The organism is Micromonospora sp. HNM0581 (assembly GCF_012726175.1).
In the GTDB taxonomy this organism is placed as follows: domain Bacteria; phylum Actinomycetota; class Actinomycetes; order Mycobacteriales; family Micromonosporaceae; genus Micromonospora.
The window spans coordinates 326,462-350,981 of the sequence record NZ_JAASAD010000002.1 but is presented as its reverse complement, the minus strand read 5'-3'; the positions used below and the strand labels follow the sequence as shown (position 1 = coordinate 350,981).

Sequence of the window (24,520 nt, the reverse complement as noted above, 5' to 3'; positions counted from 1 at the left end):
CGTACCCCCAGGGGGTGGTAGGGATCAGGCCGTTCACGGTAGCCGTCGACGACCCCGCCGGTGGGTCCGGGCGAGTCAGTCCGGCTCGGTCACGAAGTCGATGAGCCGCTCCATCGCGTTGATCAACGGTGTCTCCACGTCGGCGAAGCTGTCCACCCGGGACAGGATCCGTCGCCACATGTCGGCCGGTTCGGCGACCCCGAGCGCGGCGCAGACGCCCTCCTTCCACGGCTGTCCTGGTGGCACCACCGGCCACGCCGCGATGCCCACCGCAGCGGGTTTCACCGCCTGCCACACGTCGACGTAGGGGTGACCGGTGACCAGGACGTGCGGCGAGTCGACCCGGGCCACGATCCGGCTCTCCTTGGAGCCGGGGACAAGGTGGTCGACAAGCACACCGAGTCGGCGACCCGGGCCGGGACCGAAGTCGCGTACCTCGGTGTCGAGGGCGTCGATACCGGACAACGGCTGCACCACCACGCCTTCGATGCGCAGGTCGTCGCCCCAGATCCGCTCGACCAGGGCAGCGTCGTGCACACCCTCGACCCAGATCCGGCTGGCCCGGGCCACCCGGGCGCGTACCCCCTCCACCGCGACCGACCCTGACGCGGTACGCCGCCGCGCCGCCGGCACCGACGGCCGAGTGGGACGGCGTAGGGTGACCGGGCGGCCGTCGAGCAGGAACGCCGCCGGCAGCAGCGGAAAGTTGCGCCGCCGACCGTGCCGGTCTTCCAGCACCACCGCGCCGGATTCGAAGCCGACGACCGCCCCGCAGAAACCGGATTCGGCGTCCTCGACGACAAGGTCCGCTTCGGCGTCGACCTCCGGGGTGACCTTTCGTCGCCGCCAGTCCCCCGCCAACACGTCCTCGCCGTACCGCCGCCCCATCCCGCCACGCTAGACCCGCCGCTGCCACGCCCGGGACCCGACACACCCCGCCCCTTCCTTCCGATCGCGATCATGCAGACGTGGCAAATGACAAAAGTCGTGAAGATGAGCCAATCGCCCACCACACCTGCATGATCGGCGCGGCAGGGAGGCGGCGGCGCGGCAGTCGAGACACGGACGGGCGTCACCACGTACTCTTTCGGCATGTCCACCCCCGCTGCGGGTGCGGCCATCCTCGCGCCGCGCCGGTCGAGCCGGTTCGTTGCCTGGGTGCGCGCATGGCGCGCCGGGCTGGTGCCCTTCGACGAGGTCGCCGACGCGGTCGCCGGCACCGAGGAACATCTCGTCGCCGACGCCCCGGGCACCTGGAAGGACGTGTCGCTGCGGGAGGCGCTGCCCACCCTGGCGAAACTCTCGCCGGATGAGATCCGGCTGGTGCTACCGGCGCCGGGTGATCCACGTGGCCTACCCGGCCCGGGTGACTTCGCCGGTGCCGCGCTACTCGCCGGCGAGGCCGTGATAGCCGGCGCGCTGGGGCTGATCCCCGAGGTACGCGTACACACCTCCGGTTCCGGCGACACCTTCGAGACGGTGCTCTGGCGAACGCACCCGCTGCCGGCGGACGCCCCCGCCGCCTGCCTCACCCTGCCAGGTGCAGCCGAAGCGGAGGCTGAGCTGGCCGCCGCCCTGGCCGACACCACCGCCGCACTCACCCGCCTCGACGTGGCCCAGTGGCGTCCGGAGTTGGCCGGTGCCCTGGAGGCGTTGCGTCGCCCCGACGGCACCACCGACCTGCCTCCCGGTTTCGATCCGCGCTCCCGCCGGCTGTTCGCCCGCGCCGCCGTGCTCGACCGGGTCCTCGCCTTGGCCGGGCACGCGGCACCCGGCGGCGCGGTCAACAACTACGAGGCCCAGCAGCGCGACGCCGCGCTGCGCCCGCTCACCGCCGCCTGCCGCCAGGCCCTCGTCGCCGCCTGCAACGCCCCCCTGCGTCCCTGACCCACGCCACCCTCGCCCCGGTGCTGACCGAGTTCCTGGGCCGTGACCCGGCACGCCAGTGACCGGGTGCCGACTCAGACCTCGTCGATCAGGTCGGCGACGGAGTTGACGATCCGGGACGGGCGGTACGGGTAGCGTTCCGCCTCCGCCCGGGAGCTGATCCCGGTCAGCACCAGGATGGTCTCCAGCCCGGCCTCCAGGCCGCAGAGGATGTCGGTGTCCATCCGGTCACCGATCATCGCGGTGCTCTCCGAGTGTGCGTTTATCGTGTTCAGGGCTGACCGCATCATCATCGGATTGGGCTTGCCGACGAAGTACGGCTCCACCCCGGTGGCTTTCGAGATCATCGCAGCCACCGAACCGGCGGCCGGCAGGGCGCCCTCCACCGAGGGCCCGGTGGCGTCGGGATTGGTGCAGATGAACCGCGCCCCGTCGTTGATCAATCGGACCGCCTTGGTGATCGCCTCGAAGCTGTAGGTGCGGGTCTCCCCCAGCACCACGTAGTCCGGGGCGAAGTCGCTCAGTACGTAGCCCACCGCGTGCAGGGCGGTGGTCAGCCCGGCCTCCCCGATGACGTACGCCGTCCCACCCGGCCGCTGGTCGGCCAGGAACTGGGCGGTGGCCAGCGCGGACGACCAGATCGCCTGCTCCGGCACGTCCAGCCCCATCCGGGCCAGCCGGGCCTGGAGGTCACGCGGTGTGTAGATGGAGTTGTTCGTGAGCACCAGGAAGGGCCTACCGGACTCACGCAGCCGCTTGACGAACTCGGGCGCGCCCGGCACCGGCTGTCCCTCGTGTACCAGCACCCCGTCCATGTCGGTGAGCCAGCTCTCGACAGGCCTACGGTCCTGCATGATCATCCCCAGGGTGTCGTCGGGTTCGCCGCGGCGTCAGGACGGACGGCGGAGCGGGACACAGCAGACCGTGGGACAGGTGTCCCACATCGGCAGCTGACCGAGACGACGACGCAGCCCCGCCCCATCCGGATCGATCCGTTCACGCACCAACTCCCGCACCATCGTGACGTAGCGGGGATCGTGGCCGGGAGTGCCGGCGCGGACGAAGTCGACACCGAGCCGGTTGGCCGTGTCCAACGCCTCGGTGTCGAGGTCCCACACCACCTCGAGATGGTCGGAGACGAAGCCGATCGGGCTGACCACCACTGCGGTCACCCCCTGTTCGGCGAGCGTCTCCAGGTGGTCGTTGACGTCGGGCTCCAGCCACGGCACGTGGGGTGGGCCGGACCGGCTCTGCCAGACCAGGTCGTACGGCAGGTCCGGGGCTGCCGCCGCGTGCACCAGCCGCGCCGTCTCGGCGAGTTGGGCGGTGTACCGGCCGCCGTGTGGGCCGGCGCTGTCGGCTGCCGAGATCGGCACCGAGTGGGCGGTGAAGACCAGCCGGGTGCTGTCCCGCCGCGCCGGGTCGAGCTGGGCCAGCGCGGCGCGTACCGCATCGGCGTGCGGCTCGACGAAGCCCGGGTGATCCCAGAACTGGCGCAGCTTCTCGATCACCGGCGCGTCGGGACCGACCGCCGCCCGAGCGGCGGTGATGTCCTCCTGGTACTGCCGGCACGAGGAGTACCCGCCGAAGGCGCTGGTGACGAAGGCCAGCGCCCGCCGTACTCCGTCGTCGCGCATCTGGGCCACCGTGTCGGCGAGCATCGGGGCCCAGTTCCGGTTGCCCCAGTAGACCGGCAGGTCGAGCCCGTTGGCGGCGAAGTCGGTACGGAGGGCCGCCAACAGGTCGCGACACTGCTGGTTGATCGGGGAGATTCCGCCGAAGTGCTGGTAGTGCTCGGCGACCTCGGCCAGCCGCTCCGGCGGGACACCGCGCCCCCGGGTCACGTTCTGCAGGAACGGCATCACGTCGTCGGGCCCTTCCGGGCCACCGAAGGACACCAGCACCACCGCGTCGTACGTCATGGGCCCATTCTTGCCGGTGGCCTGCGGCATCCCGGCAACGCCCCCGGGTAGCCGGGCAGTTACGCCCCTGCTGTACCTCAGGTGTCAGGAAGGTGCCCTTCCTGACACCTCAGGCGCCGACTGCGTGGTAGCCGCCGTCGACGTGCACGATCTCGCCGGTGGTCGCCGGGAACCAGTCCGACAGCAGAGCGAGGCAGGCTCGCGCGGCTGGTTCCTGGTCGGTGAGGTCCCAACCCAGCGGGGCGCGTTCGGCCCAGGCCTCCTCGAACTGTTCGAAGCCGGGGATGGACTTCGCGGCCATGGTGCGCAGCGGACCGGCTGCCACCAGGTTGCTGCGGATGCCCTGCCGGCCCAGGTGCAGGGCGAGGTAGCGGGATGCGGACTCCAGCCCGGCCTTGGCCACGCCCATCCAGTCGTACACCGGCCACGCCTGGGTGGCGTCGAAGGTGAGGCCGACCACCGAGCCGCCCGGCGACATCAGCGGCAGCGCCGCGACGGCCAGGGATTTGTAGGAGTACGTCGAGACGTGCAGCGCCGTCGACACGTCCTCCCAGGAAGCGTCGAGGAACCCGCCACCGAGGCAGGTCTGCGGGGCGAATCCGATCGAGTGGACCAGGCCGTCCAGACCGTCGACGTGCTCGCGGACCCTGTCGGCCAGACCGGCGAGGTGCTCGGGGTCGGTCACGTCCATTTCGATGACGGGTGCCGGCTCGGGCAGCCGCTTGGCGATCCGTTGTACGAGCGACAGTCGGCCGTACCCGGTGAGCACGACCTGCGCGCCGTTCTCCTGGGCGAGTTTGGCCACCGAGAAGGCGATCGAGGCGTCGGTGATGACGCCGGTGACGAGCAGCCGCTTACCGGCCAGCAGTCCGGACATTTCTTGTTCCTCCGTGCTCGGGATTCAGTGGCCCATGCCCAGGCCACCGTCGACCGGGATCACCGCGCCGGAGACGTACCCGGCGCCGTTGCCGGCCAGCCAGGTGACCACCGCCGCCACTTCGTCCGGGCCGGCCATCCGGCCGGCCGGGATCGACGAGAGGATCTCGGCCTTGCGCTGGTCGGTGAGCCCTGCGGTCATGTCGGTCTCGATGAAGCCCGGCGCGACCACGTTGGCGGTGATGTTCCGGCCGCCCAGTTCCCGGGTGACCGAGCGGGCCACCCCGACCAGACCGGCCTTGCTGGCCGCGTAGTTGACCTGGCCCGCGCCGCCGGACAGGCCGACCACCGAGGAGACGAAGATCATGCGCCCCCACCGGGCCCGCAGCATCTTCCCGCAGGCCCGTTTGGCGCAGCGGTACGCCCCGGTCAAGTTGGTGTCCAGCACCCTGGTGAACTGGTCCTCGGACATGCGCAGCAGCAGCGTGTCGTCGGTGATGCCCGCGTTGGCGACGAGCACCTCCACCGGCCCCAGCTCCGCCTCGACGGCCGTGAAGGCCGCGTCGACGGACTCGCTGTCGGTGATGTCGCATCGTACGCCGAACAGGCCATCCGGAGCCCCGCTGCCCCGATGGGTGACGGCCACCCGGTCCCCCTGCTTGGCGAAGGCCTGGGCAATGGCCAGACCGATCCCCCGGTTGCCTCCGGTGACCAGCACTGTTCGCGACACGATGCGTCCCCTCCCAAAGATCGCTGCGGCTTGGAGACTAGGCGTTACCGCACGGTAATCACTAACCCGCCGCACGTCACCGGACCACCACTGCACGGATGGCCACGTTTTCTCCCGCACGGTGGGGCCGATGAACGACGTGGACCGATACCCGAACACGGTTCGCTCACCGGCGTCCGAGGGCACACCGTCCGGGTGTACGATCATCCACGTTTGCGGGTCGTATCGCGGCCCCCGTCGCCCCGGAATCCGACCACAGGAGGTGATCGCTGTGCCAGATGGCGATCCTCCCAGTCGTGGCCGGGCCGACCGCCAGTCACGCTGAGCCCCGCTCCGCCTTGGCTGGCCCGCTCCTCCGCACACCCGCCCCGACGCCCGGCATCGCGAGCCGTGGCGGCGAACCGGTCGGGTGACACCGGAAGCAGCCCGGTCACGACTTCACGTGCGCGCGTCCTGATCCACCCTTTCGCGGTCCGCTCTGCCCGGGCCGCCGAGTCGCCACGTCGGAGCTGTCATGAGCCGCTACGTCGCCCCGCTGGGCTTCACCCTCGCCGCCGTCTGGGTGGCCGTCCTGTTCGTCCTGGCCAGTGGCAACCATTGACCCGACGGCCGGCACGGCACCATCGCCCCGGATCAGATCATGCGGGAGGACCAGACCAGGCTGGACGCACCTGCGCACAGGGCCAGTAGCAGGGCGATGCCGGCGTACCACTGGGTGATCTCCCTCGGTTCGGTACGGAACCCGATCGAGCTGCCCATGTCCTGGTACACCTGCTTCAGCTCGCTCACCGTCGCCGCTTCGTAGAAGAACCCTTCGGTGCTTTCGGCCAACTCGGCCAGGGCGAGCCGGTCCACCGGCACCCGCTGCAACTGGCCGCCGATGTCGACATGACCGGAGTCGGTGCCGAAGGCGATGGTGGAGACCGGCACGTTCGCCGCCTGGGCGGCGGCCGCCGCCTCCTCCACCGACCGTCCGGCCGTGCGGAACCCGTCGGAGAGCAGCACGATCCGGGCCGGGGGGATACCGGAGGCGCCATCGGCCGGCACCGACCGGATAGCCTCCAGACAGGTGAACACCGCCTCGCCGGTGGCCGTCGCCTCGGCCAGCACCAGTCCGTCGATGGCACCTGTCACCGCCGGACGGTCCTTGGTCGGCGGCACCAGAACGTTCGCCGACTTCGCGAACGAGACCAACCCCACGTTGTACGTCTCCGGCAGCTCCGCCACGAACTGCATGGCCGCCTCCTGGGCCGCCTCCAGCCGGTTCGGTGGTACGTCGTCGGCCTGCATGGACAGCGACACGTCGATGGCCAGCATGATGGTGGCCCGCTCCAGCGGCTCACGGGTGTCGACCGCGGGCCGGGCCAGCGCACCGGCCAGCACCAGCAGGGCCAGCAGGAAAGCGGTGGCCGGTAGGTGCCGGCGCCAGCCGAGTCCCTTCGGCGCCACGGTTCGCAGCAGGTCCACGTTGGTGAACCGCAGCGCGTAGTCGCGCCGACGCAGTTGCCGCCAGACGTAGAGCGCGGCGAGGGCGAGCACCGGCAGCACGGCCAGCAGCCACCACGGTTGCAGCAGTCGAATCATCGTGTCGTTCCTCGGGTCCGGGCGTGCCGCTGGCCGGCCACGAAGCGCACCACGTCCAGCAGCCAGTCTCGGTCGGTACGCAGACGCAGATGGGCGGCGCCGGCGGCCCGCAGCGCAGCGGAGATCTCCGCCCGCTGGGCGGCGGCAGCCGCCGCGTAGCGGTGTCGCAGGCTCGGGTCGGCGGTCTGCACCTCGTGCAGTTCGCCGGTCTCCGGGTCGACCACCGGGAGCACCCCGACGTCGGGCAGTTCCAGCTCCCGCGGATCGACCACCTCGATCGCCAGCAGGTCCTGACGTACCCGCAGCTTGCGCAGCGGACGCGCCCACTGGTCCGGCGGGGCGAGGAAGTCGGAAATGACCACGGCGACGCCGCGCCGCCGGGGCGGCCGGTTGAGCATGTCTACGAGCGCCCCCAGGTCACCGCGCCCGGGCCGGATCTCGGTGCCGGCGATGGCGCGCAGCATGCCCTGAGCCTCCTTCCGCCCGGACCGGGCGGGCAGTCGGACGAGCCGCCCCGGTTCCGCCGGCACGGCTGCGCCGCGCCGGCTGCGCCGCGACACGGGCAGATCCGCACCACTGCCCACCACCGCGCCGATCCGGTTGCCGCCCCGCACCGTCAGGTGCGTGATGGCCGCGGCTGCCGCGATCACCACGTCCCGTTTGAGCCACCGGCCGGTGCCGAAGTCCAGGCTCGCCGACAGATCCACCGCCAGCCACGTCTCCAGCTCACGGTCGGCCACGGTACGCCGCACGTGCGGGGTGGTTGTTCGGGCGGTCACCGGCCAGTCCATTCGGCGCACGTCGTCACCGGGGCGATACTCGCGCGACTCGCCGGCCTCACTGCCTGGACCGGGCAGCAGACCCGCGTAGTCACCCTGCAGCAGCCCGTCGAGTTTCCGGGTCACCAGCAGTTGCAGCCGGGACAGCACGGCACCGGTTCGGTTGGTGCCCGCCGCGTGGTCCGGCTGACCAGGTCGAGGGGTGGTCGAGGTCACGGCCGCTGCCCAGGCCACCCCGAGGTAGGTGCCACCGCCCCGACAGGCGGGGTGGCCTGCTGCCGAGGCGCCACCGACGGAAGCGGGATGGTAGACATCACCCGGTGCACAACGTGGTCAGCCGGTACGTCGTCGGCGAGCGCGTCGTAGCTGAGCACCAGCCGGTGCCGCAGAATGTCAGGGGCGATGTCCTGCACGTCCTGCGGCAGGGCGTAGTCGCGCCCGCGCAGCAGGGCCAACGCCCGGGTGGCCCGCACCAACCCGAGCGAGGCACGAGGGCTGGCACCGTACTGGATTAGTTGCGCGACGTCGGGCATGCCGTGTTCCGCCGGCGTACGCGTGGCCAGCACCAGCCGGACCGCGTAGTCGACCAGCGCGTTGTGCACGAAGACCTGGTCAGCCTTGTGTTGCAGGGCGACCAGATCGTCGGTGTCGAACACGGCGGTGGGCTCGGGCGCCGCGACGCCCATCCGGTAGACGATCTCCCGTTCCTCGGCGTCGGTCGGGTATCCCACGATGATCTTCATGAGGAAGCGGTCCCGCTGTGCCTCCGGCAGCGGATACACCCCTTCCTGTTCGATCGGGTTCTGTGTCGCCATCACCAGGAACGGATTCGGCACCCGGTGACTTTCACCGCCGATCGACACCTGCCGCTCGCTCATCACTTCCAGCAGCGCGGACTGCACCTTTGCCGGCGCCCGGTTGATCTCGTCAGCGAGCAGGAAGTTGACGAAGACCGGGCCCAACTCGACGTCGAACTTCTCGCTGGACTGCCGGTAGATCCTGGTGCCCATGATGTCGGCGGGCACCAGGTCCGGGGTGAACTGCACCCGGGCGAACGATCCGCCGACGACCTTGGCGAGGGTCTCCACCGCGAGGGTCTTGGCCACCCCCGGTACGCCCTCAAGTAGACAGTGCCCACGGGCGAGTAGCGCGACGAACATCCGCTCGACCATCCGATCCTGCCCGACGATCACGCGCTTGATCTCGAACAGCGCCCGCTCCAGCAGGGTGGCGTCCTGCGCCGGGGTGGTCGGCGGCGAGGGCGCCTGCGGTTGCGCCCCGTTGGGCGGCGGGGCTTCGGGCGTGGTCGGCTGGGCCACTGGTCCTCCACAGCGTGATCAGTCGTCGCGGCGTGTGCGGTACCAAGCCTCGCATGCCCGACTGGGTACCGACGGTGGGAGCGACCGATTTCCGCCCCGCCGTCCCGGGAGGGAGAATCGCCGGTCACCAGTGGACAAAGGTCGCCCCAGCGTGTGTACCATTCATCCGTCGCCGGGCGGCTTCCCCCGTGGCCGCCCGGCGCTCACTCTCCCCCGCCGGCCTAGACTGGGCGGGATGACCCACCCCGCCAGCTCCGCAGAGACGCTGCCCTGTTCGGCCCGTGGGTGTCGCGCCCCGGCCCAGTGGGCGCTGCGCTGGAACAATCCCCGGCTGCACCCACCCGAACGGCGCAAGACGTGGCTCGCCTGTGCCGCCCACCGGGCGTCGCTCGGCGCTTTCCTCGACGCACGGGGCTTCCTCCGTGAGGTCGCTCCGATGGCGGGATCGCCTACGCTCGAAGAGTGGACGGGTACGAACGAAAGGCAGGCCCCGTGAGCGCGAGGAGTGAGCCCGCGAGCCCCGCAGCCGCGAACGAAAGGCAGGCCCCGTGAGCGCGAGGAGTGAGCCCGCGAGCCCCGCAGCCGTGAACGAAAGGCAGGCCCCGTGAGCGGTGACGCGGCTGAGGTTCCGCTTCCTGCCGCGCCGACGAACCCGCTCGAACCGTGGCCGGACACTGTCCGGTGGCAGTCGATATCGACCGATCTGATCTGGGTGGAGTTGCTCCGGTTGGCGGCCGGGCTGGCCGTCGTCGCGGCGGTACTCGGAGTCGGTTGGGCGCTGACCAGTTCCTGGACGTTCGGGGCGGCCCTCGGCGCCGTCGTGCTGTTCGCCCTTTGGCGGACGGTGACCATCTTCCGGGCGGTACGGGCCTGGGGCTACGCCGAACGTGAGGACGACCTGCTGGTCCGGCACGGTCTGCTGGTACGCCGGCTGTCGATCGTCCCGTACTCGCGGATGCAGTTCGTCGACGTCAGCGCCGGCCCGCTCGAGCGTGCCTTCGACCTGGCGACGGTGCAGTTGCACACGGCGGCCGCGGCGAGCGACGCCCGGGTGCCGGGACTGCGTCCGGCGGAGGCGTCCCGGTTGCGGGACCGCCTGACTGCGCTCGGCGAGGACCGGGCGGAAGGGCTGTGAGCGGGTCCACCAGCCCGGCACCGGACCGGAACCCACAGATCGCCGACGGCCGGGACGAGGTCGAGAACGCGCCCGGTGCCGATGATCCCGGCCGCCTGTCGGGGCCAGCCGAGCCGGCGGTGCCCACCGCGACAGCACCCCGGGGCGCGGGTCCGCTCCTCGGCCCGTACCAGGAAGCCGGGTCACCATCGCCCGCCTTGACGTCGCAGCCGCCCGCCGATTGGGCCGGCCCGCCGGCAACGGCGATGCCGGCACGGCAACGACTGCATCCGTTGAGTCCGGCGCTGCACGGCGCCAAGTCGTTGGTCGTGGTCATTGCGGGGCTGTCGTGGTCGACGCTGTCGCGGGTCGGGTTCGGCTGGTTCGCCGCCATGGTGATCGTGCTGGCACTCGGCGCGAGCGTGCTGGCTGTGGTCAGTTGGTACAACACCGGCTACCAGGTGGTGGGCCGGGAGTTGCGCATCCACGAAGGGTTGCTCTGGCGCCGCAGTCGGGCGATTCCGCTGGAGCGGCTCCAGGCCGTCGAGGTGGTCCGACCGTTGCTCGCCCAGCTCACCGGGCTCGCGGAGCTGCGGCTGGAGGTGGTCGGCGGCGGGAAGACCGAGGCGCCGCTGGCGTATCTCGGTGTCGCCGAGGCCGCGGCGTTGCGGCAGCGTCTGCTGCATCTGGCCGGTCAGCCCTCCGGCACGGTACCGGCAGGTCAGGCGCAGCCGGCATCGGCCGGTGCCGAGCTGCCCCGGCCCCCCGGCCGGCCGCTGCACGCGGTGGACAACCGGGATCTGCTGGTCAGTCAGCTGCTGACCCCGCAGGCGTTCCTGCTGCCCTTCGGGGTGGCTTTCGTGGCGACGCAGTTCCTGTCCGAGGGGTCCTGGTCCTTCGTCGCGGTGGCGAGCACGCTCACTGCGATGGCCGGTGTGCTGCTGCAGCCCGTCCGGCGGGTCCTCGACGACTGGCGGTTCCAGCTGGCCCGCGACGAGGACCGGCTGCGAATCCGCAACGGCCTGTTGGAGACCAGGTCGCAGACCGTCCCGTTGCATCGGGTGCAGACCGTACGGGTCACCTGGCCGCTGCTCTGGCGGATGAAGGGTTGGCTGCGGCTACGTCTGGAGGTCGCCGGTTACGCCGCCGGTGAGGCCGACGAACGTAACCGGCCGGACCGGTTGCTGCCTGTGGGTGACCAACCGACCGGCGAAATGATCGTCGCCGAGGTGCTGCCCGGGGTCGCCCTGTCGTCGCTGCCGTTACGACCACCGCCGACCCGGGCCCGCTGGGTCAACCCGCTGAGTCGCCAGGTGCTCGGTGCCGGCCTGACCGAGCAGGTCCTCGCCGTCCGCTCCGGCCTGCTCACCCGACAGCTGACGATCGTGCCGTACGCACGGTTGCAGAGCGTACGGGTGGTGCAGGGGCCGGTGCAGCGTCTGCTCCGGCTGGCGACCGTACACGCCGACACCGCGGGTGGGGCCGGTGCGACCGCGGTGGACCGGGATCTCGCCGATGCCTGGGAGTTGGCGGCGGAGCTGACCGCCCGAGGTCAGGCCGCCCGCAGGGTCGGCTGACCCTGACCGGTCCACCCGCACTTCGGCATCCTCGTGTCGACCGGGCCGACGAAGGTCGGGCCGCGAGACTCGGCGGGGCGGTGGGGAGCCAGCGCGGTCAGCGGGTGGACAGGGTGGAAGGTTTCGGTGGGCCGGCGGGGTCGGGTTGGGGCGCGGGGGGTGGCGGGGCGCCGGGGTCGGTCGAGATGTGACGGGACTTGCGGCGGGCCCAGAGGCGCTCGGCCCGACCGACCGCCAGGAAGGTCACCCCGACGTACGCCCAGCCGACCAGCACGTCGATCACGTAATGTTCGCCGCTGTAGACCAGGGTGAAGGTCATCGCCAGTGGGTAGGACAGCAGCAGCGGCCACCAGCGGCGACGGACGCCGGGTAGGAAGAACAGCACCACGAACAGGGCGAACGCGGTGTGCAGCGACGGCATCGCGGCCACCGGGTTCGAGGCCAACTGCCCGGCGTTGAGCAGGTTGCCCGCGCCGTGCATGCCGAACGCCTTCCAGCCCCGGGTGGATATCCGGGCGACCTCCTCGATCAGCCCGTTCTGCGCTGCCCACCACGGCGGCGCGGCCGGATAGAGGAAGTAGGTGATCAGGCCGGTGGCGCAGAGGAAGAACCAGCGACGCATGAACGCCGCCCACCGGCTGCGCTCGCGCAACCAGAGCACCGCAGCAGCGGTCAGCGCCGCCACGAAGTGGGAGAAGTACACCCAGCTGACGAGTACGTCCCACCAGCGCACCTCCGGCCGGTGGAGGTGCTGCTGCAACCAGACGGTCGGTACCTGGCCGTCCATGGCCCAGCCGAACATCAGCCGGTCGGCCAGGATCAGTTCGTAGGCGTGCGGCACCGTCCCGTCGTGGTAGGCCAACCCACGGGAGAGGTTGTAGGCCACCAGCAGCAGGACCACCGGCACCCAGTCCCGGGCGAATTGCAGGTGGCTGCGCCACGGACGGCTGGAGTACCAGGCGATGGTGCCGGCCCAGATCCAGAAGAACGCGTACACCGGGTCGGTGGGCAGGCCGATGACGAGCCAACCCGCCACGAAGGCGACGCTCCAGACCGACATCGCGATCACACGGCGGCGGCCACCGTCAGGCCGGGCGGCCGGCTCGGTCGAGGCTGAGGGCTGGGGGTCGGTCACGGCAGACATCGCGGACAAGGTTAGCCGCGACCGGGGCGGGACCGGACGCAGGAGCACCTGCGTGGCGCATCTGCCCGGTGACGTGGCCCGGGTCCCGGTGGGCACTACGCTGTGCCCATGCGGGAGCTGACGGAGCAAGCCCTTGCCCCGGGTCTGACCGCCCGGGTCGAGCTGACCGTCACCGACGCCGACACCGCTCAGGCGGTCGGCTCCGGTGACGTCCCGGTGCTCGGCACCCCACGGGTGCTCGCCCTGGCCGAGGCGGCAACCGTCGCCGCGACCGCCGGCCACCTGCCCGACGGTTCGACCACCGTGGGCACCCGGGTGGAGTTGGAGCACCGCGCCGCGACATCTGTGGGTCGTACCGTCGTGTCGCATGCCCGGCTCACCGCCGTCGACCGTCGCCGGCTGGTGTTCGAGATCACCGTCACCGAGGGCGGGCAGATCATCGCCGAGGGGCGGGTGGAGCGGGTCCTCGTCGACCGGCACCGGTTCGTGGCACGGGCCGGCGGGGCGACATGACGACGGGCTTGTTCGTCGAGGTCGCCGACCGGGTGTTCGTGCTGCGTGAGCCGGCGCTCGCGGTGAACGTCACCCTGGTGCTGGGCGACGGCGCGGCACTGCTCGTCGATACCCTGTCCACCGCCGGGCAGGCGGCCGACCTGGCTGTCGCCGTACGGGCGGTCACCACCGACGCGCTGACGTTGGTGAACACTCACCACCACTTCGACCACTGCTTCGGTAACGCCACGCTCGCCGGTGATCCGCCCCGCCCGGTCTGGTCCCACGAGCTCGCTGCGGCGACCATCCGTGACGAGGCGGACCGACTGCGCCGGGAGGCGTACGCGGAGCTGCACGCCGGGCATCCGGAGCTGGCCGCCGAACTGGCGGAGACCGTGCTGCTGGCACCCAGCCACACCGTGCGTACCGAGGCGGTCCTCGATGTCGGTGGCCGATCGGTGGTGCTGCGGCATCCTGGGCGGGGCCACACCGATGCCGATCTCGTCGTGTGGGTGCCCGACGCCGACCTGCTGGTCGCCGGTGATCTTGTGGAGCAGGCCGGCCCACCGGCGTTCGAGGATTCGTACCCGTTGCAGTGGCCCGACACGCTGGCCGAGCTCGCGCGGTCGACCTCACCGTCGACGGTGGTCGTTCCCGGGCACGGCGAGCCGGTCGACGCGGAGTTCGTCCGCGCCCAGCACGCCCAGCTGGTGGAGTTGGCCTGGCTGATCCGGGCCGGACACACTGGCGGCGCACCGCCGGAGCGGGTGGCTGCCGAGGCGCCTTTCCCAGCCCGTCAGGCGCTGATCGCCGCCCGGCGTGGGTACGCCGAACTCGACGGCACCGCCTGAGGCCCTGCACCACCGTCGCCGGTGAGGACGGGCTGTCCGTCAGTCGCCGAATCGCTGACTCACCTCCGCACGGGTCGGCATCGCGACCGCGCCACCGGGACGTTCGCAGACCAGTCCGGCAACGCGCAGGGCGTAGCCGACCCGCTGGTGCCAGCCGGAGGGTCCACCCGGCTCACCGGCGGTCAACAGGTCGGCGACGAGGGCGGCCATCACCGAGTCGCCGCCGCCGGTGGCGTCGACAGCGTCGACCTTCGGGGCGGGTACGCGTACCGGGTCGTCGTCCGGGGCGGCCACCACGGCACCGGCCGCCCCGAGGGTGACCACGACGGTGGCCGCACCCAGTTCCCGTAGGTGGACCGCCACCGACTCGACGGGCTCACCGGGATAGAGCAGTTCCGCGTCGGCGCCACTGAGCTTGACCAGGTGGGATCCCGCGGCGAACTCGGCGACCACCTCACGCAGCCCGGCCAGCGCCCGCGGACCGGTCAGGAGCCGGGGGCGGACGTTCGGATCGAACACCCGGAGCCCTCGGCTCGCTGCCCAGGCCCGGCGGGCGGCGGCGAGCGTCGTCGGTGCCAACAGCACGATCGAACCGCAGTAGAGCACGTCGGCTCCCTCGACGAGCGTGGCGTCGAGTTCGTCGGGGCCGAGCAGTGCGTAGGAAGGCGGCTCGCCGTAGAAGCGGAAATCCGGCTCCGCGCCGGAGAAGGTCGCCACGGCCAGCGTCGTCGCCACCGGCGCGGTCACCGCACCGGCCAGTCCCACCTGTTCGACGGTGAGGAAGGCACGGATCCGGTCGGCGAGCGCATCGTCGCCGAGTGACCCGACGAACTGCACCGTGCCGCCGAGCCGGGCGACGCCGACGGCGACGTTGAGCGGTCCACCGCCGATTGCCTGCCGGTAGACCGGCGCACCGGCGCACTCGGTGTCCAGCAGGTCGACGAGTGCTTCGCCGAGCACCACCGCGTATCCCATCGTCAGGTCCCTTCCGTATGCCGTACGTGATGCCCAGGCTGGCACGGCGGGTGTGCGCCGGGCGTACGAGCGACGGTATTGGCGCGGCCCGGACGCCGTACACCGGACCCTTCGATACATCGAGAGGCGACTATTGCACGCGGCGACCCGGCGTGGTGGGATAGTGGTGCCAGGTGACGCGGGGCTGCGCGTCCACCGGTGCCGGGCTTCACATCGCGCGAGGGCAATCACGCGTCGACACTCCGCTGGCTACCGCGTGCCGGCTGGGCTTATCCGTCCCCATCCGCGCGCTCGCCGCGTAGTCGCATCCGCCCGCAGCAGCGGGGGCGGCACCGCACCCGTCACCCGCGCCTTCAGCGGGGCGTATCACGCATCGCGCCCCGCAAGTCAGGAGAACACAGTGCACCGTCCACGTTTGGCCGCGCTGCTCACCGCGGCATTCACTCTTCTCGCGGGTGCGGTCGTCGTGACCGCCACTGCCGAATCGGCCGCCGCGCACGGCGCGGCGATGACGCCGGGCGCCCGCACCTTCCTGTGCTGGCGCGACGGCCTCACCCAGACCGGCGAGATCAGGCCGAACAACCCGGCCTGCGCCGCCGCCGTCGCGCAGAGCGGGACGAACTCGCTCTACAACTGGTTCAGCGTGCTGCGTTCGGACGCCGGCGGTCGCACCACCGGCTTCATCCCGGACGGGCAGCTGTGCAGCGGCGGGGCCACCGGGTTCCGCGGCTACGACCTGGCCCGCAACGACTGGCCGTTGACGCACCTGACGGCGGGCCGGTCGATCGAGTTCAAGTACAGCAACTGGGCCCACCACCCGGGCACGTTCTACTTCTACGTCACCCGGGACAGCTGGAGCCCGACCCGGGCGCTGGCCTGGAGCGACCTGGAGGCCCAGCCGTTCCTGACGGTTACGAACCCGCCGCAGCGCGGTGCGGTCGGCACCAATGACGGCCACTACTACTTCACCGGCAACCTGCCGTCGAACAAGAGCGGCCGGCACATCATCTACTCCCGGTGGGTCCGCTCGGACAGCCAGGAGAACTTCTTCGGCTGCTCCGACGTGGTCTTCGACGGTGGCAATGGTGAGGTGACCGGTATCGGTGGCAGCCCGACCACGCCGCCGCCGAACCCCACCACCCCGCCGCCGAACCCGACCACGCCGCCGCCGAACCCGACCACCCCGCCACCCGGCCCGGGAGGCTGCACCGCCACGGTCAAGGTGACCAGCAGCTGGTCCGGTGGATTCCAGGGTGAGGTCGAGATCAAGAACACCGGCACCTCGCCGCTGAGCGGCTGGACCGCCAGGTGGACCTGGCCCGGCGGGCAACAGATCAGCCAGGTCTGGAACGCCACCCAGACCACGTCCGGATCGTCGGTGACAGCTCGCAACGTGTCGTACAACGGCACCGTCGCGGCCAACGGCAGCACGAGTTTCGGTTTCCTCGCCAGCGGCAGCAACGCGACGCCGACGGCGACCTGCTCGAGCAGCTGACCCGCAGCGTCACGAAGGGGGCCCCGGCCGGGGCCCCCTTCCGCGTCGTGTGTGCCGTCAGCGCACCATCGAGCCGACGACCGGCTTGGTCAGCAGCGCCGACTGGTTGCGCTGGATGCCCGGGTCAAGGGTCTTCGCAACGAAGATCGCGTGCCAGATGCAGAAGATCAGCACGGTCCAGACCTTGCGGGAGTGGTCGAACTCCTCCCGCTTGTGCTCCTCCAGCAGACGCAGCGCGTACGACAGATCGAGCAGATCCCCGGCACCGGAGGTGGTCAGCACGTGCCGGGCCCATTCGTACATCTCGCCGCGCAGCCAGACCCGGGTAGGAGTCGGGAACCCCAGCTTCTTGCGGTTGACGATGGCTGGTGGCACCACACCCTGCAACGCCTGCCGCATCGCGTACTTGGTGGCGTCGGAGCGGGGCGGCAGCTTCAGCTCGACCGGAATCTTCGCTGCCACGTCGAACACGGCACGGTCGAGGAAGGGCACCCGCACCTCGAGCGAATGCGCCATGGAGATCCGGTCCGCCTTGACCAGGATGTCACCACGCAGCCAGGTGTACAGGTCGACGTACTGCATCTTGGTGACGTCGTCCAGTTCGGTGCATTCGGCGTAGATCGGCGCGGTCACGTCCGTGTAGCGCACCGAGGGGTCGTAGCGGCGAAGCAGCTGCTGCTTCTCCTCCTCGGTGAACATCCGCGCGTTGCCGTAGTAGCGCTGCTCGATCGGGGTGGTGCCGCGCTCCAGGAAGCTCTTGCCCTTGACCCCCTGCGGGATGGCCTTGGAGACCGCCCGCAGGCCCTTCTGCACCCCGTCGGGCAGCCCGTTGACCCCGCTCAGTGAGAGCGGCTCCCGGTAGATCGTGTACCCGCCGAAGAACTCGTCGGCGCCCTCACCGGAGAGCACCACGGTGACATGCTCGGCGGCCTTCTTCGCGACGAAGTAGAGCGGCACCAGCGCCGGGTCGGCGACCGGGTCGTCCAGATGCCAGACGATCTTCGGCAGCGCCTCGATCATGTCCTGCGGCCCGATCTTGGTCGGGATCGTGGTGACGTCGAGGTGACGGGCCGAGTCCTGGGCGACGTCGATCTCGGAGTAGCCCGGCACGTCGTAGCCGACGGTGAAGGTGAGGATGTTCGGGTTGAACTCCCGCGCCAGAGCGACCACCGCCGTGGAGTCGATCCCGCTGGACAGGAACGAGCCGACCGGAACGTCGGAACGCATGTGCATGCGTACGCTCTCGCGCAGCGTCTCGCGGATCTCCTGATAGAGCTTCTGCTCGTCGGCGATCGGGGCGGGCCGGAACACCGGCCGGTACCAGCGCCGTACGTCGAGCCGGCCACCCGGGGTCCAGGTGAGATACTCCCCCGAGCCGATCCGGTTGATCCCCCGGTGCAGAGTGCCGGGCTCGGGCACGTACTGCAAGGTCAGGTAGTGGCTGAGGTTCGCCGGGTCCACTCCGGCGTCACCGGCGTACGCCGACTGGGCGAAGGGCAGCAGGGCCTTCTTCTCCGAGGCGAGGTAGAGCCCGTCGGCGGTCTCCAGATAGTGCAGTGGCTTGATGCCGTAGTAGTCACGGGCACCGAAAGCACGACGCTCCTGGCGGTCCCAGATGACGAAGGCGAACATGCCCCGCAGCCGGGTGAGTACCTGCTCGCCCCAGTGGTGGAAGCCGGCGACGATGACTTCGCCGTCGCCGTTCGTGGCGAACCGGGCTCCGAAGTCGCGGATCAGCTCCTCGCGCAGCTCGATGTAGTTGTAGATCTCGCCGTTGAAGGTCAGCAGGTATCGGCCACCGGCGTAGGGCAGCGGTTCGTGGCTGAGCGCGACGTCGATGATCGCCAACCGTTTGTGGGCGAACACCCCGTCCGCGTACTGGCCGGAGGCGTCGCCGACCACCTCGACTCCGGTTTCGTCCGGGCCTCGGTGGTGCAGGCATTCCAACGCCCCGGCGATGTTGTCGCGGTGGGCGGCGGCATCGCCGCGCGCACTGAAGAAAGCCAGGAGTCCGCACATGTCCGTCATCTTTCCACGCGTGCTGATCGGCTGTCGCGGCACTGCCAGGCTCACCGCGACGGCCACCGGCGGCTGGCCCGCACCCGGATTCGCGGTACCGTCGGGGCCAGCAACGAGGCGAAGGGAGCGGGGCATGACCGAGCAACGCGCCGACGGCGAGCCGACCGACGGCACCGAGTCGCACGACCCGGACTTCCCACCGGCGTTCCTGTCGTTCATGCGGCAGGGTTGGCGGGACACCACCCTGCCGGTCGGACCGCGCCCGGAGGTGCCGAACTACGCCAAGCGCCGCGCCGCCCTCTCGGCGGCTTTCCCGGGCGAGACGTTGGTGATCCCCACCGGCGGCGAGAAGGTACGCGCCAACGACACCGAGTACCGGTTCCGACCGGGCAGCGACTTCGCGTACCTGACCGGTGACCACGACCCGGACAGTGTCCTGGTGCTGCGGCCGACCGGCTCCGGCCACGACGCCACGCTGTTCATGCGGCCCCGCTCGTCACGGGAGAACGACGAGTTCTTCCGCAGCCGCCACGGTGAGCTGTGGGTGGGTCGACGACACACCCTGACCGAGAAGTCGACCGAGCTGGGCCTACCCACCGCCGACCTGACCGGTCTGGACGCCGTGCTGGCCGAGCTGGCGCCCGCGCGTACCCGGGTGCTGCGCGGCTTCGACGCCCGGGTGGACGCCGCGGTGCGGCCCTGGGACGGACCGCGGGTGGACGGGCGGCCGACCCGCGACCGTGAGCTGGCGAGCGCCGTGGCGGAGCTGAAGCTGGTCAAGGACGAGTGGGAGATCGCCCAGCTCCAGGCGGCGGTCGACGCCACCGTACGCGGCTTCGAGGACGTGGCCCGGGCGCTGCCGGCTGACCGGGGTGTCTCCGAGCGGCTGCTGGAGGGCATCTTCGCGCTGCGGGCCCGGCACGACGGCAACGACGTCGGCTACGGCTCGATCGTCGGCGCCGGCGAGCACGCCACGATCCTGCACTGGGTTCACAACCACGGCACGACCCGACCGGGCGAGCTGCTGCTGATGGACATGGGCGTGGAGGGCCGCCACCTCTACACGGCGGACGTGACGCGGGTGCTTCCGGTCAACGGACGGTTCAGCTCGTTGCAGCGCCAGGTCTACGACGTCGTGTACGCCTCGCAGCAGGCCGGCATCGACGTCATCAAGCCGGGCGTGACCTTCAAGGACGTCCACCTGACGTGCATGCGGGTGCTCGCTGCGGGTCTGGCCGATCTGGGGCTGCTGCCGGTGAGCGTGGACGAGGCGATGGACGAGTCCTCGTCCGTCTACCGCCGCTGGACGTTGCACGGCTTCGGGCACATGCTAGGCATCGACGTGCACGACTGCTCTAACGCCCGTAAGGAGATGTACCGCGGGGGCAGCCTGGGCGAGGGGTACGTGCTCACCGTCGAGCCAGGGCTGTACTTCCAGCCGGAGGACGAGCTGGTGCCGGAGGAGCTACGCGGCATCGGCATCCGGATCGAAGACGACGTCCTGGTGACCACCTCCGGCGCAGTGAACCTGTCGGCGGGCCTGCCGCGCCGGGCCGACGAGGTGGAGACCTGGCTGGCCGAGCAGCGCGAGGCCGGGCCTCGACTGCCTGGCTGACCGGGGCGCCCGACTGATCGGGTGATGCGTGTAGACCGCGTTGCACGTGGCTCGTCCGAGCCACGGAACCGGCTGTAGGGGGCGGATCCCACCGGAGCGACCAGACTGTTGCTCCTGGTACGGGGTCCGCCTTCGGTTGTCTTGCGGACCGGTGGTTTGTCCTTGTCAGTGGTGTGGGCCACGGCCTTCCGGGTTGGTGAGCGCGATGCCCGATCCGGTGCAAATGCGGAGTTATTTCTGTTTCATCCTTCTAGCGAGGAACATTCTCATACGGTGGTCGTCAGAGGCTGCAACCCATTTGTAGCTGTTCGCACCCAGGTGCTCTGTACGGGACAGTCTGGTAGCAGAAAGGGCGGAAAGCTCTGATGTCCGATGACGTGACCACTTCCTACGGTGGGCCGCCCCCGGCACCACCACCGGCGGCACCGCCGGGACTTCGACGACGAAAACTATGGCTGACCGCGGGCGTCGCCGGCCTGACCGGCATCGTCGGTCTGGCCGCCCTGGGCGGAGTCGCCGCCCGTGACGACCGGTCCGGCACGTCTGACCGGACGGACGCGCAGTCGAACGCCCGGCAGAACGTCAGCGACGCCGGGACGGCCGACGCGACCGAGAGGGGCACCGGTGATTCGGCGGACGCCCGCGCCGGCAGTGAGGGTGTCGGCCGCAAGGACGACAGCAGAGGTGACAGCGCGGGCAGGCCCCACCGGGTGCCCTGCGACACCGACAAGCTGATCCAGGCGATCGTGCACGCGAACCAGAACCACGGTGCGGTACTCACCCTGGCTCGGCACTGCACGTACGAGCTGACCCGCAGCCACGACGGCAACGGGCTGCCGGTGATCACCAAGCCGATCACGTTGACCGGCGACGACAGCAGGATCGTCCGGGCGGCGAACGCCGAGCGGTTCCGCATCCTCAACGTCGGTCGAGGTGGTCACCTGACGCTGAAGGGTGTGACGGTCAAGGGCGGGCAGACCGCACCGAGCACGGTGACTGCGGCGCCGGTCGTAGAACCGGCATCCGGCACCGGGGCCGTTGGAGCGGACGTCACCGTCCCGGCCGTCATCGCTGACGGTGTCGACGGCGGCGGCATTCTGGTGCAGCGGGGTGGTACTGCGGATCTTGAGCAGACCCGGATCGTGCAGAACCAGGCGGCCCGCAACGGTGGCGGTGTCGCCAACTACGGCACCACCACGATCCGCCACAGCACCGTGGAGAAGAACAGTGCCGGCGGTTTCGGCGGCGGCGTGTTCAGCACGGGCACGTTGCGGGTCGAGGAGTCGACGATCGTCTACAACAACTCGGAACTCGGGGGCGGCGGCATCGCCAACGGCTCCGCGATCAACGGCTCCGGCGGCACGGTCTGGATCTGGAAGAGCACGATCAGCCACAACCGGACCGGCGCGCTCGGCGGCGGTGTCTTCGTCGACGGCGGCGACACCACCGCCGTCCAGAGCAAACTCACCGACAACACCAGCAACCTCGACGGCGGCGGCCTGGTCGCTCTCGGAGACAGCCGGTTGAGTTTGGAACACGTACTGGTCGCCCGGAACTTCGCGACCCACGACGCGGGCGGCCTGGGCATCGCCGGGAATTCCACCGCCGTCGTCACCCACGGCGCCATCAAGGAGAACGTGGCCGCCACTGGAGCTGCCGGCGGCCTGTCGAACGACGGAGCCTCGGTGACCCTGCAGGACTCCGAGGTGTGGGCCAACCAGGCGCCGGGGCCGGCTGGCCACGCCGGTGGCATCGCCAACCTGGGCGGCGTGACCACGCTGATCCGGACGAGCGTGGCCGACAACATGGCCACCAACCGACCTGGCGGCATCCACACCGACAACGACCGGGTGGACATCGACCGGAAGTCCGCGGTGACCGGTAACCGGCCGACCAACTGCGTCGGCAGCCCGCAGGTCCCCGACCGCTGCTTCGGCTGACCATCGTCGAGGCGAGCGACAGGTAACAGGACAGCACCACCACATAGAGGGGCTCCTCCGTGCCGCACGGCGGCGTGGAGGAGCCCCACCCTCCGTCACCGCGCTCATCGCCCTTCCGGGCGGAAGTCACCACGGCGTGCCGGTGCGCGTGGACCTGGGGCCACTGACGGCGCGCGTACCGAATGCGGGTTTTTTTCCGATAAGGGTCCGAGGCGAGGAAACCTCTCATACGGTGTTTATGGGAGCTACAACCGATTTGTAGCAGGGGACGCTCGCCTGTGCGTGACGACCCTGTCTGGTACGACGAGAGGGCAGAGAGCTCCGATGTCCAACTACGCAGCTAAGAACAACGCCAGCGAGCCGGAGGCGACGCCCAGACGGCGTCGTAAGCTCTGGCTGGCCAGTGGCGTCGCCGGGCTCACCGGCGTGGTCAGCATCGCCGCCGTCGGAGTCGCCACCGGCGCCGGAGCGGTCGGCACCGATGGCCTGCGGTGGTCCACCGCCCAGCAGGTCAGCCAGGACGAAGACCGGCCTGCCGCGGCACCCGCAGCACCTGCGGGCAAGAAGGGCGCACCCGGGCAGGCCGACCGCGGCGACGACCACGGCCGGGACAACCGCGACGACCGGGGGATGCCCGTCCCCCCACAGAAGGGCAAGGATGTGCCCTGCGACAGCGACAGGCTGATCCAGGCACTGATCTTCGCCAACGAGAACCACGGCGGGGTGCTGAACCTGGCCAAGGGGTGCACCTACAAGCTGACCCGGTCCGACGCCGGCCACGACCTCACCGGTCCCAACGGACTTCCGGTCATCACCGAGAATGTCGTCCTCAAGGGACACGACACCACGATCACCCGGGACGCCACAGCGGCGGAGTTCCGGATCCTCAACGTGGGACGGGGCGGCAACCTGACCGTCAAGGGCCTGACCATCAAGAACGGCCAGACCCGGGCACTGCCGATCAACAACGAAACGCCGGAAGCGGTCTGGTCACGGTTCTCCAACTCGGTCGAGGCGACCAAGGCCGCCGAGGCCAAGAAGGAGTACCTGCCGCTGCTCCAGGCCACGCCGAAGGGCATCGCGCTCAAGGCCAAGGCCGACAGCGCCCCGTCGACGCTCGTCGACCCGTTGTCGAACGACGGCGGCGGCGTACTCGTCCAGCCCGGCGGCAGCGCCTCGTTCGAGGAGACGCACATCGTCGCCAACCAGGCCGGCGGTGTCGGGGGTGGCCTGGCCAACTTCGGTAAGGCCAGCCTGCACCACACCACGGTCGCCGACAACACCGCCTTCCTCTACGGCGGCGGAATCTTCAACGCCGGCGTCCTGCGGGTCGGCGAGTCGAGGGTCCTCAACAACGACGCCATCATCGGCGGCGGTGGCGTGGCCAACGGTGCCGCGTTCATCTTCCGGCGGGACATCGACGGTGGCACCGTCCTGATCGAGAAGGCCGAGATCACCGGCAACGAGGCTCTCGGTTTCGGTGGCGGCCTGCTGGACATCCAGGGCAACACCACCGTGAAGTACACGAAGATCGTCGGCAACACCGCTGTCCTGGCCGGCGCCGGTGTCACCGCCGCGGGCGACGACAGCACCGTCGAGCTGGCGCACGCCGAGGTCGCCAAGAACACCACGGCCGGCGTCGGCGGCGGTCTGGCGCTCGGCTTCCGGGCCATCGCCAACGTCACGGAAAGCAAGATCGTGGAGAACAAGGCGGGCTTCTTCGGTGCCGGCGTGTTCAACGTCGCCGGTGCGGCAACCTTCCGCCACAGCGAGATCAGCGGCAACCGGGCGGTCGGCCCGCTGGGCATCGGTGGAGGCATCTTCACCGTGGCCGGTGAGATCGACCTGCAGAAGACGAAGGTGTCGCACAACTTCGCCACCCTCGCTCCCGGCGGCGTGTTCAGCTTCCTCAGCAATGTGAAAGTGGACGACAAGTCGGCCATCACGGCCAACAAGCCGACCAACTGCGCCGGTATCCCGACCCCGATCCCGAACTGCTTCGGCTGATCGACACGGTGCCGGCTCCGCCGGACCAAGGTGACGGGACTTCGGCCCCGCCGGGACGATCCACACGGATCGGACCGGCGGGGCCGAGGCATGTGCGCGTCGTGTTCCCGGCGCGGCACTACCGCTGCACGAAGACCGCGACGCTGCGCCGCCGGGAGATCTGGGTCGTCGGCGCCCGGGCGTGGCGCAACCCG

General features: G+C 70.5%; 21 protein-coding genes. 10 read left to right on the top strand and 11 right to left on the bottom strand.

Translation table 11 applies throughout. The annotated features are described in order from the left end of the window. Window positions 1-75: 75 nt before the first annotated feature. On the bottom strand, window positions 76-888 hold the full coding sequence (locus HCA58_RS04500) for a DUF3097 domain-containing protein (RefSeq protein WP_169596464.1): 813 nt from the start codon (window positions 886-888) through the stop codon (window positions 76-78). A gap of 204 nt (window positions 889-1,092) precedes the next feature. Between HCA58_RS04500 and HCA58_RS04495 the strand changes: the two genes are divergently transcribed. After that, on the top strand, window positions 1,093-1,887 hold the full coding sequence (locus tag HCA58_RS04495; protein WP_169596463.1) for a hypothetical protein: 795 nt from the start codon (window positions 1,093-1,095) through the stop codon (window positions 1,885-1,887). Window positions 1,888-1,961: 74 nt separating this feature from the next. On the opposite strand, the gene HCA58_RS04490 is transcribed toward HCA58_RS04495, so the two are convergent. From HCA58_RS04490 to HCA58_RS04460, 7 genes are all read right to left on the bottom strand, one after another. Continuing rightward, a complete protein-coding gene (locus HCA58_RS04490) occupies window positions 1,962-2,741 on the bottom strand; it encodes an HAD-IIA family hydrolase (RefSeq protein WP_169596462.1) in 780 nt (259 codons plus the stop codon). 36 nt (window positions 2,742-2,777) lie between these two features. Beyond that, complete coding sequence (locus HCA58_RS04485) at window positions 2,778-3,809, bottom strand: ferrochelatase (RefSeq protein ID WP_169596461.1); 1,032 nt, start codon at window positions 3,807-3,809, stop codon at window positions 2,778-2,780. Window positions 3,810-3,918: 109 nt separating this feature from the next. Next, window positions 3,919-4,686, bottom strand: a complete 768-nt coding sequence (fabI, locus tag HCA58_RS04480; protein WP_169596460.1) for an enoyl-ACP reductase FabI — start codon at window positions 4,684-4,686, stop codon at window positions 3,919-3,921. A gap of 24 nt (window positions 4,687-4,710) precedes the next feature. After that, window positions 4,711-5,415 carry a 3-oxoacyl-ACP reductase FabG gene (fabG, locus tag HCA58_RS04475; protein ID WP_169596459.1) on the bottom strand — a complete coding sequence of 235 codons (705 nt, stop codon included), beginning with the start codon at window positions 5,413-5,415 and terminating at the stop codon, window positions 4,711-4,713. A gap of 633 nt (window positions 5,416-6,048) precedes the next feature. Beyond that, window positions 6,049-6,999, bottom strand: coding sequence for a VWA domain-containing protein (locus tag HCA58_RS04470; RefSeq protein WP_169596458.1), 951 nt, complete (start codon window positions 6,997-6,999; stop codon window positions 6,049-6,051). Then, window positions 6,996-8,012, bottom strand: coding sequence for a DUF58 domain-containing protein (locus HCA58_RS04465; RefSeq protein WP_169596457.1), 1,017 nt, complete (start codon window positions 8,010-8,012; stop codon window positions 6,996-6,998). Before HCA58_RS04465 ends, HCA58_RS04470 begins: the two co-directional genes overlap by 4 nt. Then, window positions 7,991-9,097: a MoxR family ATPase gene (locus HCA58_RS04460; RefSeq protein ID WP_169596456.1), complete on the bottom strand. Its 1,107-nt coding sequence runs from the start codon at window positions 9,095-9,097 to the stop codon at window positions 7,991-7,993. Before HCA58_RS04460 ends, HCA58_RS04465 begins: the two co-directional genes overlap by 22 nt. Window positions 9,098-9,332: 235 nt before the next feature. Here HCA58_RS04460 and HCA58_RS04455 point away from each other — a divergent pair, with 235 nt between their 5' ends. From HCA58_RS04455 to HCA58_RS04445, 3 genes are all read left to right on the top strand, one after another. Then, window positions 9,333-9,593, top strand: a complete 261-nt coding sequence (locus tag HCA58_RS04455) for a hypothetical protein (RefSeq protein ID WP_169596455.1) — start codon at window positions 9,333-9,335, stop codon at window positions 9,591-9,593. 108 nt (window positions 9,594-9,701) lie between these two features. After that, window positions 9,702-10,232 carry a PH domain-containing protein gene (locus tag HCA58_RS04450; protein WP_169596454.1) on the top strand — a complete coding sequence of 177 codons (531 nt, stop codon included), beginning with the start codon at window positions 9,702-9,704 and terminating at the stop codon, window positions 10,230-10,232. A gap of 245 nt (window positions 10,233-10,477) precedes the next feature. After that, window positions 10,478-11,788 carry a PH domain-containing protein gene (locus HCA58_RS04445; protein ID WP_169596632.1) on the top strand — a complete coding sequence of 437 codons (1,311 nt, stop codon included), beginning with the start codon at window positions 10,478-10,480 and terminating at the stop codon, window positions 11,786-11,788. Window positions 11,789-11,885: 97 nt separating this feature from the next. Here the strand turns inward: HCA58_RS04445 and HCA58_RS04440 are convergent, their stop codons facing one another. After that, window positions 11,886-12,932 (bottom strand): phosphatase PAP2 family protein, encoded by a 1,047-nt coding sequence (locus HCA58_RS04440; RefSeq protein ID WP_169596453.1) that lies wholly within the window; start codon window positions 12,930-12,932, stop codon window positions 11,886-11,888. A 108-nt stretch (window positions 12,933-13,040) separates the two neighbouring features. Between HCA58_RS04440 and HCA58_RS04435 the strand changes: the two genes are divergently transcribed. Both HCA58_RS04435 and HCA58_RS04430 read left to right on the top strand, forming a co-directional pair. Further along, window positions 13,041-13,445, top strand: a complete 405-nt coding sequence (locus HCA58_RS04435; RefSeq protein WP_169596452.1) for a hotdog domain-containing protein — start codon at window positions 13,041-13,043, stop codon at window positions 13,443-13,445. Then, window positions 13,442-14,275, top strand: coding sequence for an MBL fold metallo-hydrolase (locus HCA58_RS04430; RefSeq protein ID WP_169596451.1), 834 nt, complete (start codon window positions 13,442-13,444; stop codon window positions 14,273-14,275). The genes HCA58_RS04435 and HCA58_RS04430 overlap by 4 nt, the downstream gene beginning before the upstream one ends. Window positions 14,276-14,314: 39 nt before the next feature. On the opposite strand, the gene HCA58_RS04425 is transcribed toward HCA58_RS04430, so the two are convergent. Continuing rightward, complete coding sequence (locus tag HCA58_RS04425; RefSeq protein ID WP_169596450.1) at window positions 14,315-15,250, bottom strand: PfkB family carbohydrate kinase; 936 nt, start codon at window positions 15,248-15,250, stop codon at window positions 14,315-14,317. Window positions 15,251-15,650: 400 nt separating this feature from the next. Between HCA58_RS04425 and HCA58_RS04420 the strand changes: the two genes are divergently transcribed. Continuing rightward, window positions 15,651-16,745 carry a lytic polysaccharide monooxygenase gene (locus HCA58_RS04420; protein ID WP_169596449.1) on the top strand — a complete coding sequence of 365 codons (1,095 nt, stop codon included), beginning with the start codon at window positions 15,651-15,653 and terminating at the stop codon, window positions 16,743-16,745. 57 nt (window positions 16,746-16,802) lie between these two features. On the opposite strand, the gene asnB is transcribed toward HCA58_RS04420, so the two are convergent. Further along, window positions 16,803-18,764, bottom strand: coding sequence for an asparagine synthase (glutamine-hydrolyzing) (gene asnB / locus HCA58_RS04415; RefSeq protein WP_169596448.1), 1,962 nt, complete (start codon window positions 18,762-18,764; stop codon window positions 16,803-16,805). A 133-nt stretch (window positions 18,765-18,897) separates the two neighbouring features. Between asnB and HCA58_RS04410 the strand changes: the two genes are divergently transcribed. The 3 genes from HCA58_RS04410 to HCA58_RS04400 all read left to right on the top strand — a co-directional run bounded on the left by HCA58_RS04410 (window position 18,898) and on the right by HCA58_RS04400 (window position 24,326). Continuing rightward, a complete protein-coding gene (locus tag HCA58_RS04410) occupies window positions 18,898-20,379 on the top strand; it encodes an aminopeptidase P family protein (protein WP_169596447.1) in 1,482 nt (493 codons plus the stop codon). A 365-nt stretch (window positions 20,380-20,744) separates the two neighbouring features. Continuing rightward, window positions 20,745-22,319, top strand: coding sequence for a right-handed parallel beta-helix repeat-containing protein (locus HCA58_RS04405; protein ID WP_169596446.1), 1,575 nt, complete (start codon window positions 20,745-20,747; stop codon window positions 22,317-22,319). Between the two features lie 324 nt (window positions 22,320-22,643). Further along, window positions 22,644-24,326, top strand: coding sequence for a hypothetical protein (locus HCA58_RS04400; protein ID WP_169596445.1), 1,683 nt, complete (start codon window positions 22,644-22,646; stop codon window positions 24,324-24,326). The last annotated feature ends 194 nt before the right edge of the window (window positions 24,327-24,520 follow it).

Excerpts from the sequence above, each read along its gene's own strand:
- HCA58_RS04500 (WP_169596464.1), bottom strand. The coding sequence starts at position 888 with ATGGGGCGGCGGTACGGCGAGGACGTGTTGGCGGGGGACTGGCGGCGA.
- HCA58_RS04495 (WP_169596463.1), top strand. The coding sequence starts at position 1,093 with ATGTCCACCCCCGCTGCGGGTGCGGCCATCCTCGCGCCGCGCCGGTCG.
- HCA58_RS04490 (WP_169596462.1), bottom strand. The coding sequence starts at position 2,741 with ATGCAGGACCGTAGGCCTGTCGAGAGCTGGCTCACCGACATGGACGGG.
- HCA58_RS04485 (WP_169596461.1), bottom strand. The coding sequence starts at position 3,809 with ATGACGTACGACGCGGTGGTGCTGGTGTCCTTCGGTGGCCCGGAAGGG.
- fabI (WP_169596460.1), bottom strand. The coding sequence starts at position 4,686 with ATGTCCGGACTGCTGGCCGGTAAGCGGCTGCTCGTCACCGGCGTCATC.
- HCA58_RS04470 (WP_169596458.1), bottom strand. The coding sequence starts at position 6,999 with ATGATTCGACTGCTGCAACCGTGGTGGCTGCTGGCCGTGCTGCCGGTG.
- HCA58_RS04455 (WP_169596455.1), top strand. The coding sequence starts at position 9,333 with ATGACCCACCCCGCCAGCTCCGCAGAGACGCTGCCCTGTTCGGCCCGT.
- HCA58_RS04445 (WP_169596632.1), top strand. The coding sequence starts at position 10,478 with ATGCCGGCACGGCAACGACTGCATCCGTTGAGTCCGGCGCTGCACGGC.
- HCA58_RS04440 (WP_169596453.1), bottom strand. The coding sequence starts at position 12,932 with ATGTCTGCCGTGACCGACCCCCAGCCCTCAGCCTCGACCGAGCCGGCC.
- HCA58_RS04435 (WP_169596452.1), top strand. The coding sequence starts at position 13,041 with ATGCGGGAGCTGACGGAGCAAGCCCTTGCCCCGGGTCTGACCGCCCGG.
- HCA58_RS04430 (WP_169596451.1), top strand. The coding sequence starts at position 13,442 with ATGACGACGGGCTTGTTCGTCGAGGTCGCCGACCGGGTGTTCGTGCTG.
- HCA58_RS04425 (WP_169596450.1), bottom strand. The coding sequence starts at position 15,250 with ATGGGATACGCGGTGGTGCTCGGCGAAGCACTCGTCGACCTGCTGGAC.
- asnB (WP_169596448.1), bottom strand. The coding sequence starts at position 18,764 with ATGTGCGGACTCCTGGCTTTCTTCAGTGCGCGCGGCGATGCCGCCGCC.
- HCA58_RS04410 (WP_169596447.1), top strand. The coding sequence starts at position 18,898 with ATGACCGAGCAACGCGCCGACGGCGAGCCGACCGACGGCACCGAGTCG.
- HCA58_RS04405 (WP_169596446.1), top strand. The coding sequence starts at position 20,745 with ATGTCCGATGACGTGACCACTTCCTACGGTGGGCCGCCCCCGGCACCA.
- HCA58_RS04400 (WP_169596445.1), top strand. The coding sequence starts at position 22,644 with ATGTCCAACTACGCAGCTAAGAACAACGCCAGCGAGCCGGAGGCGACG.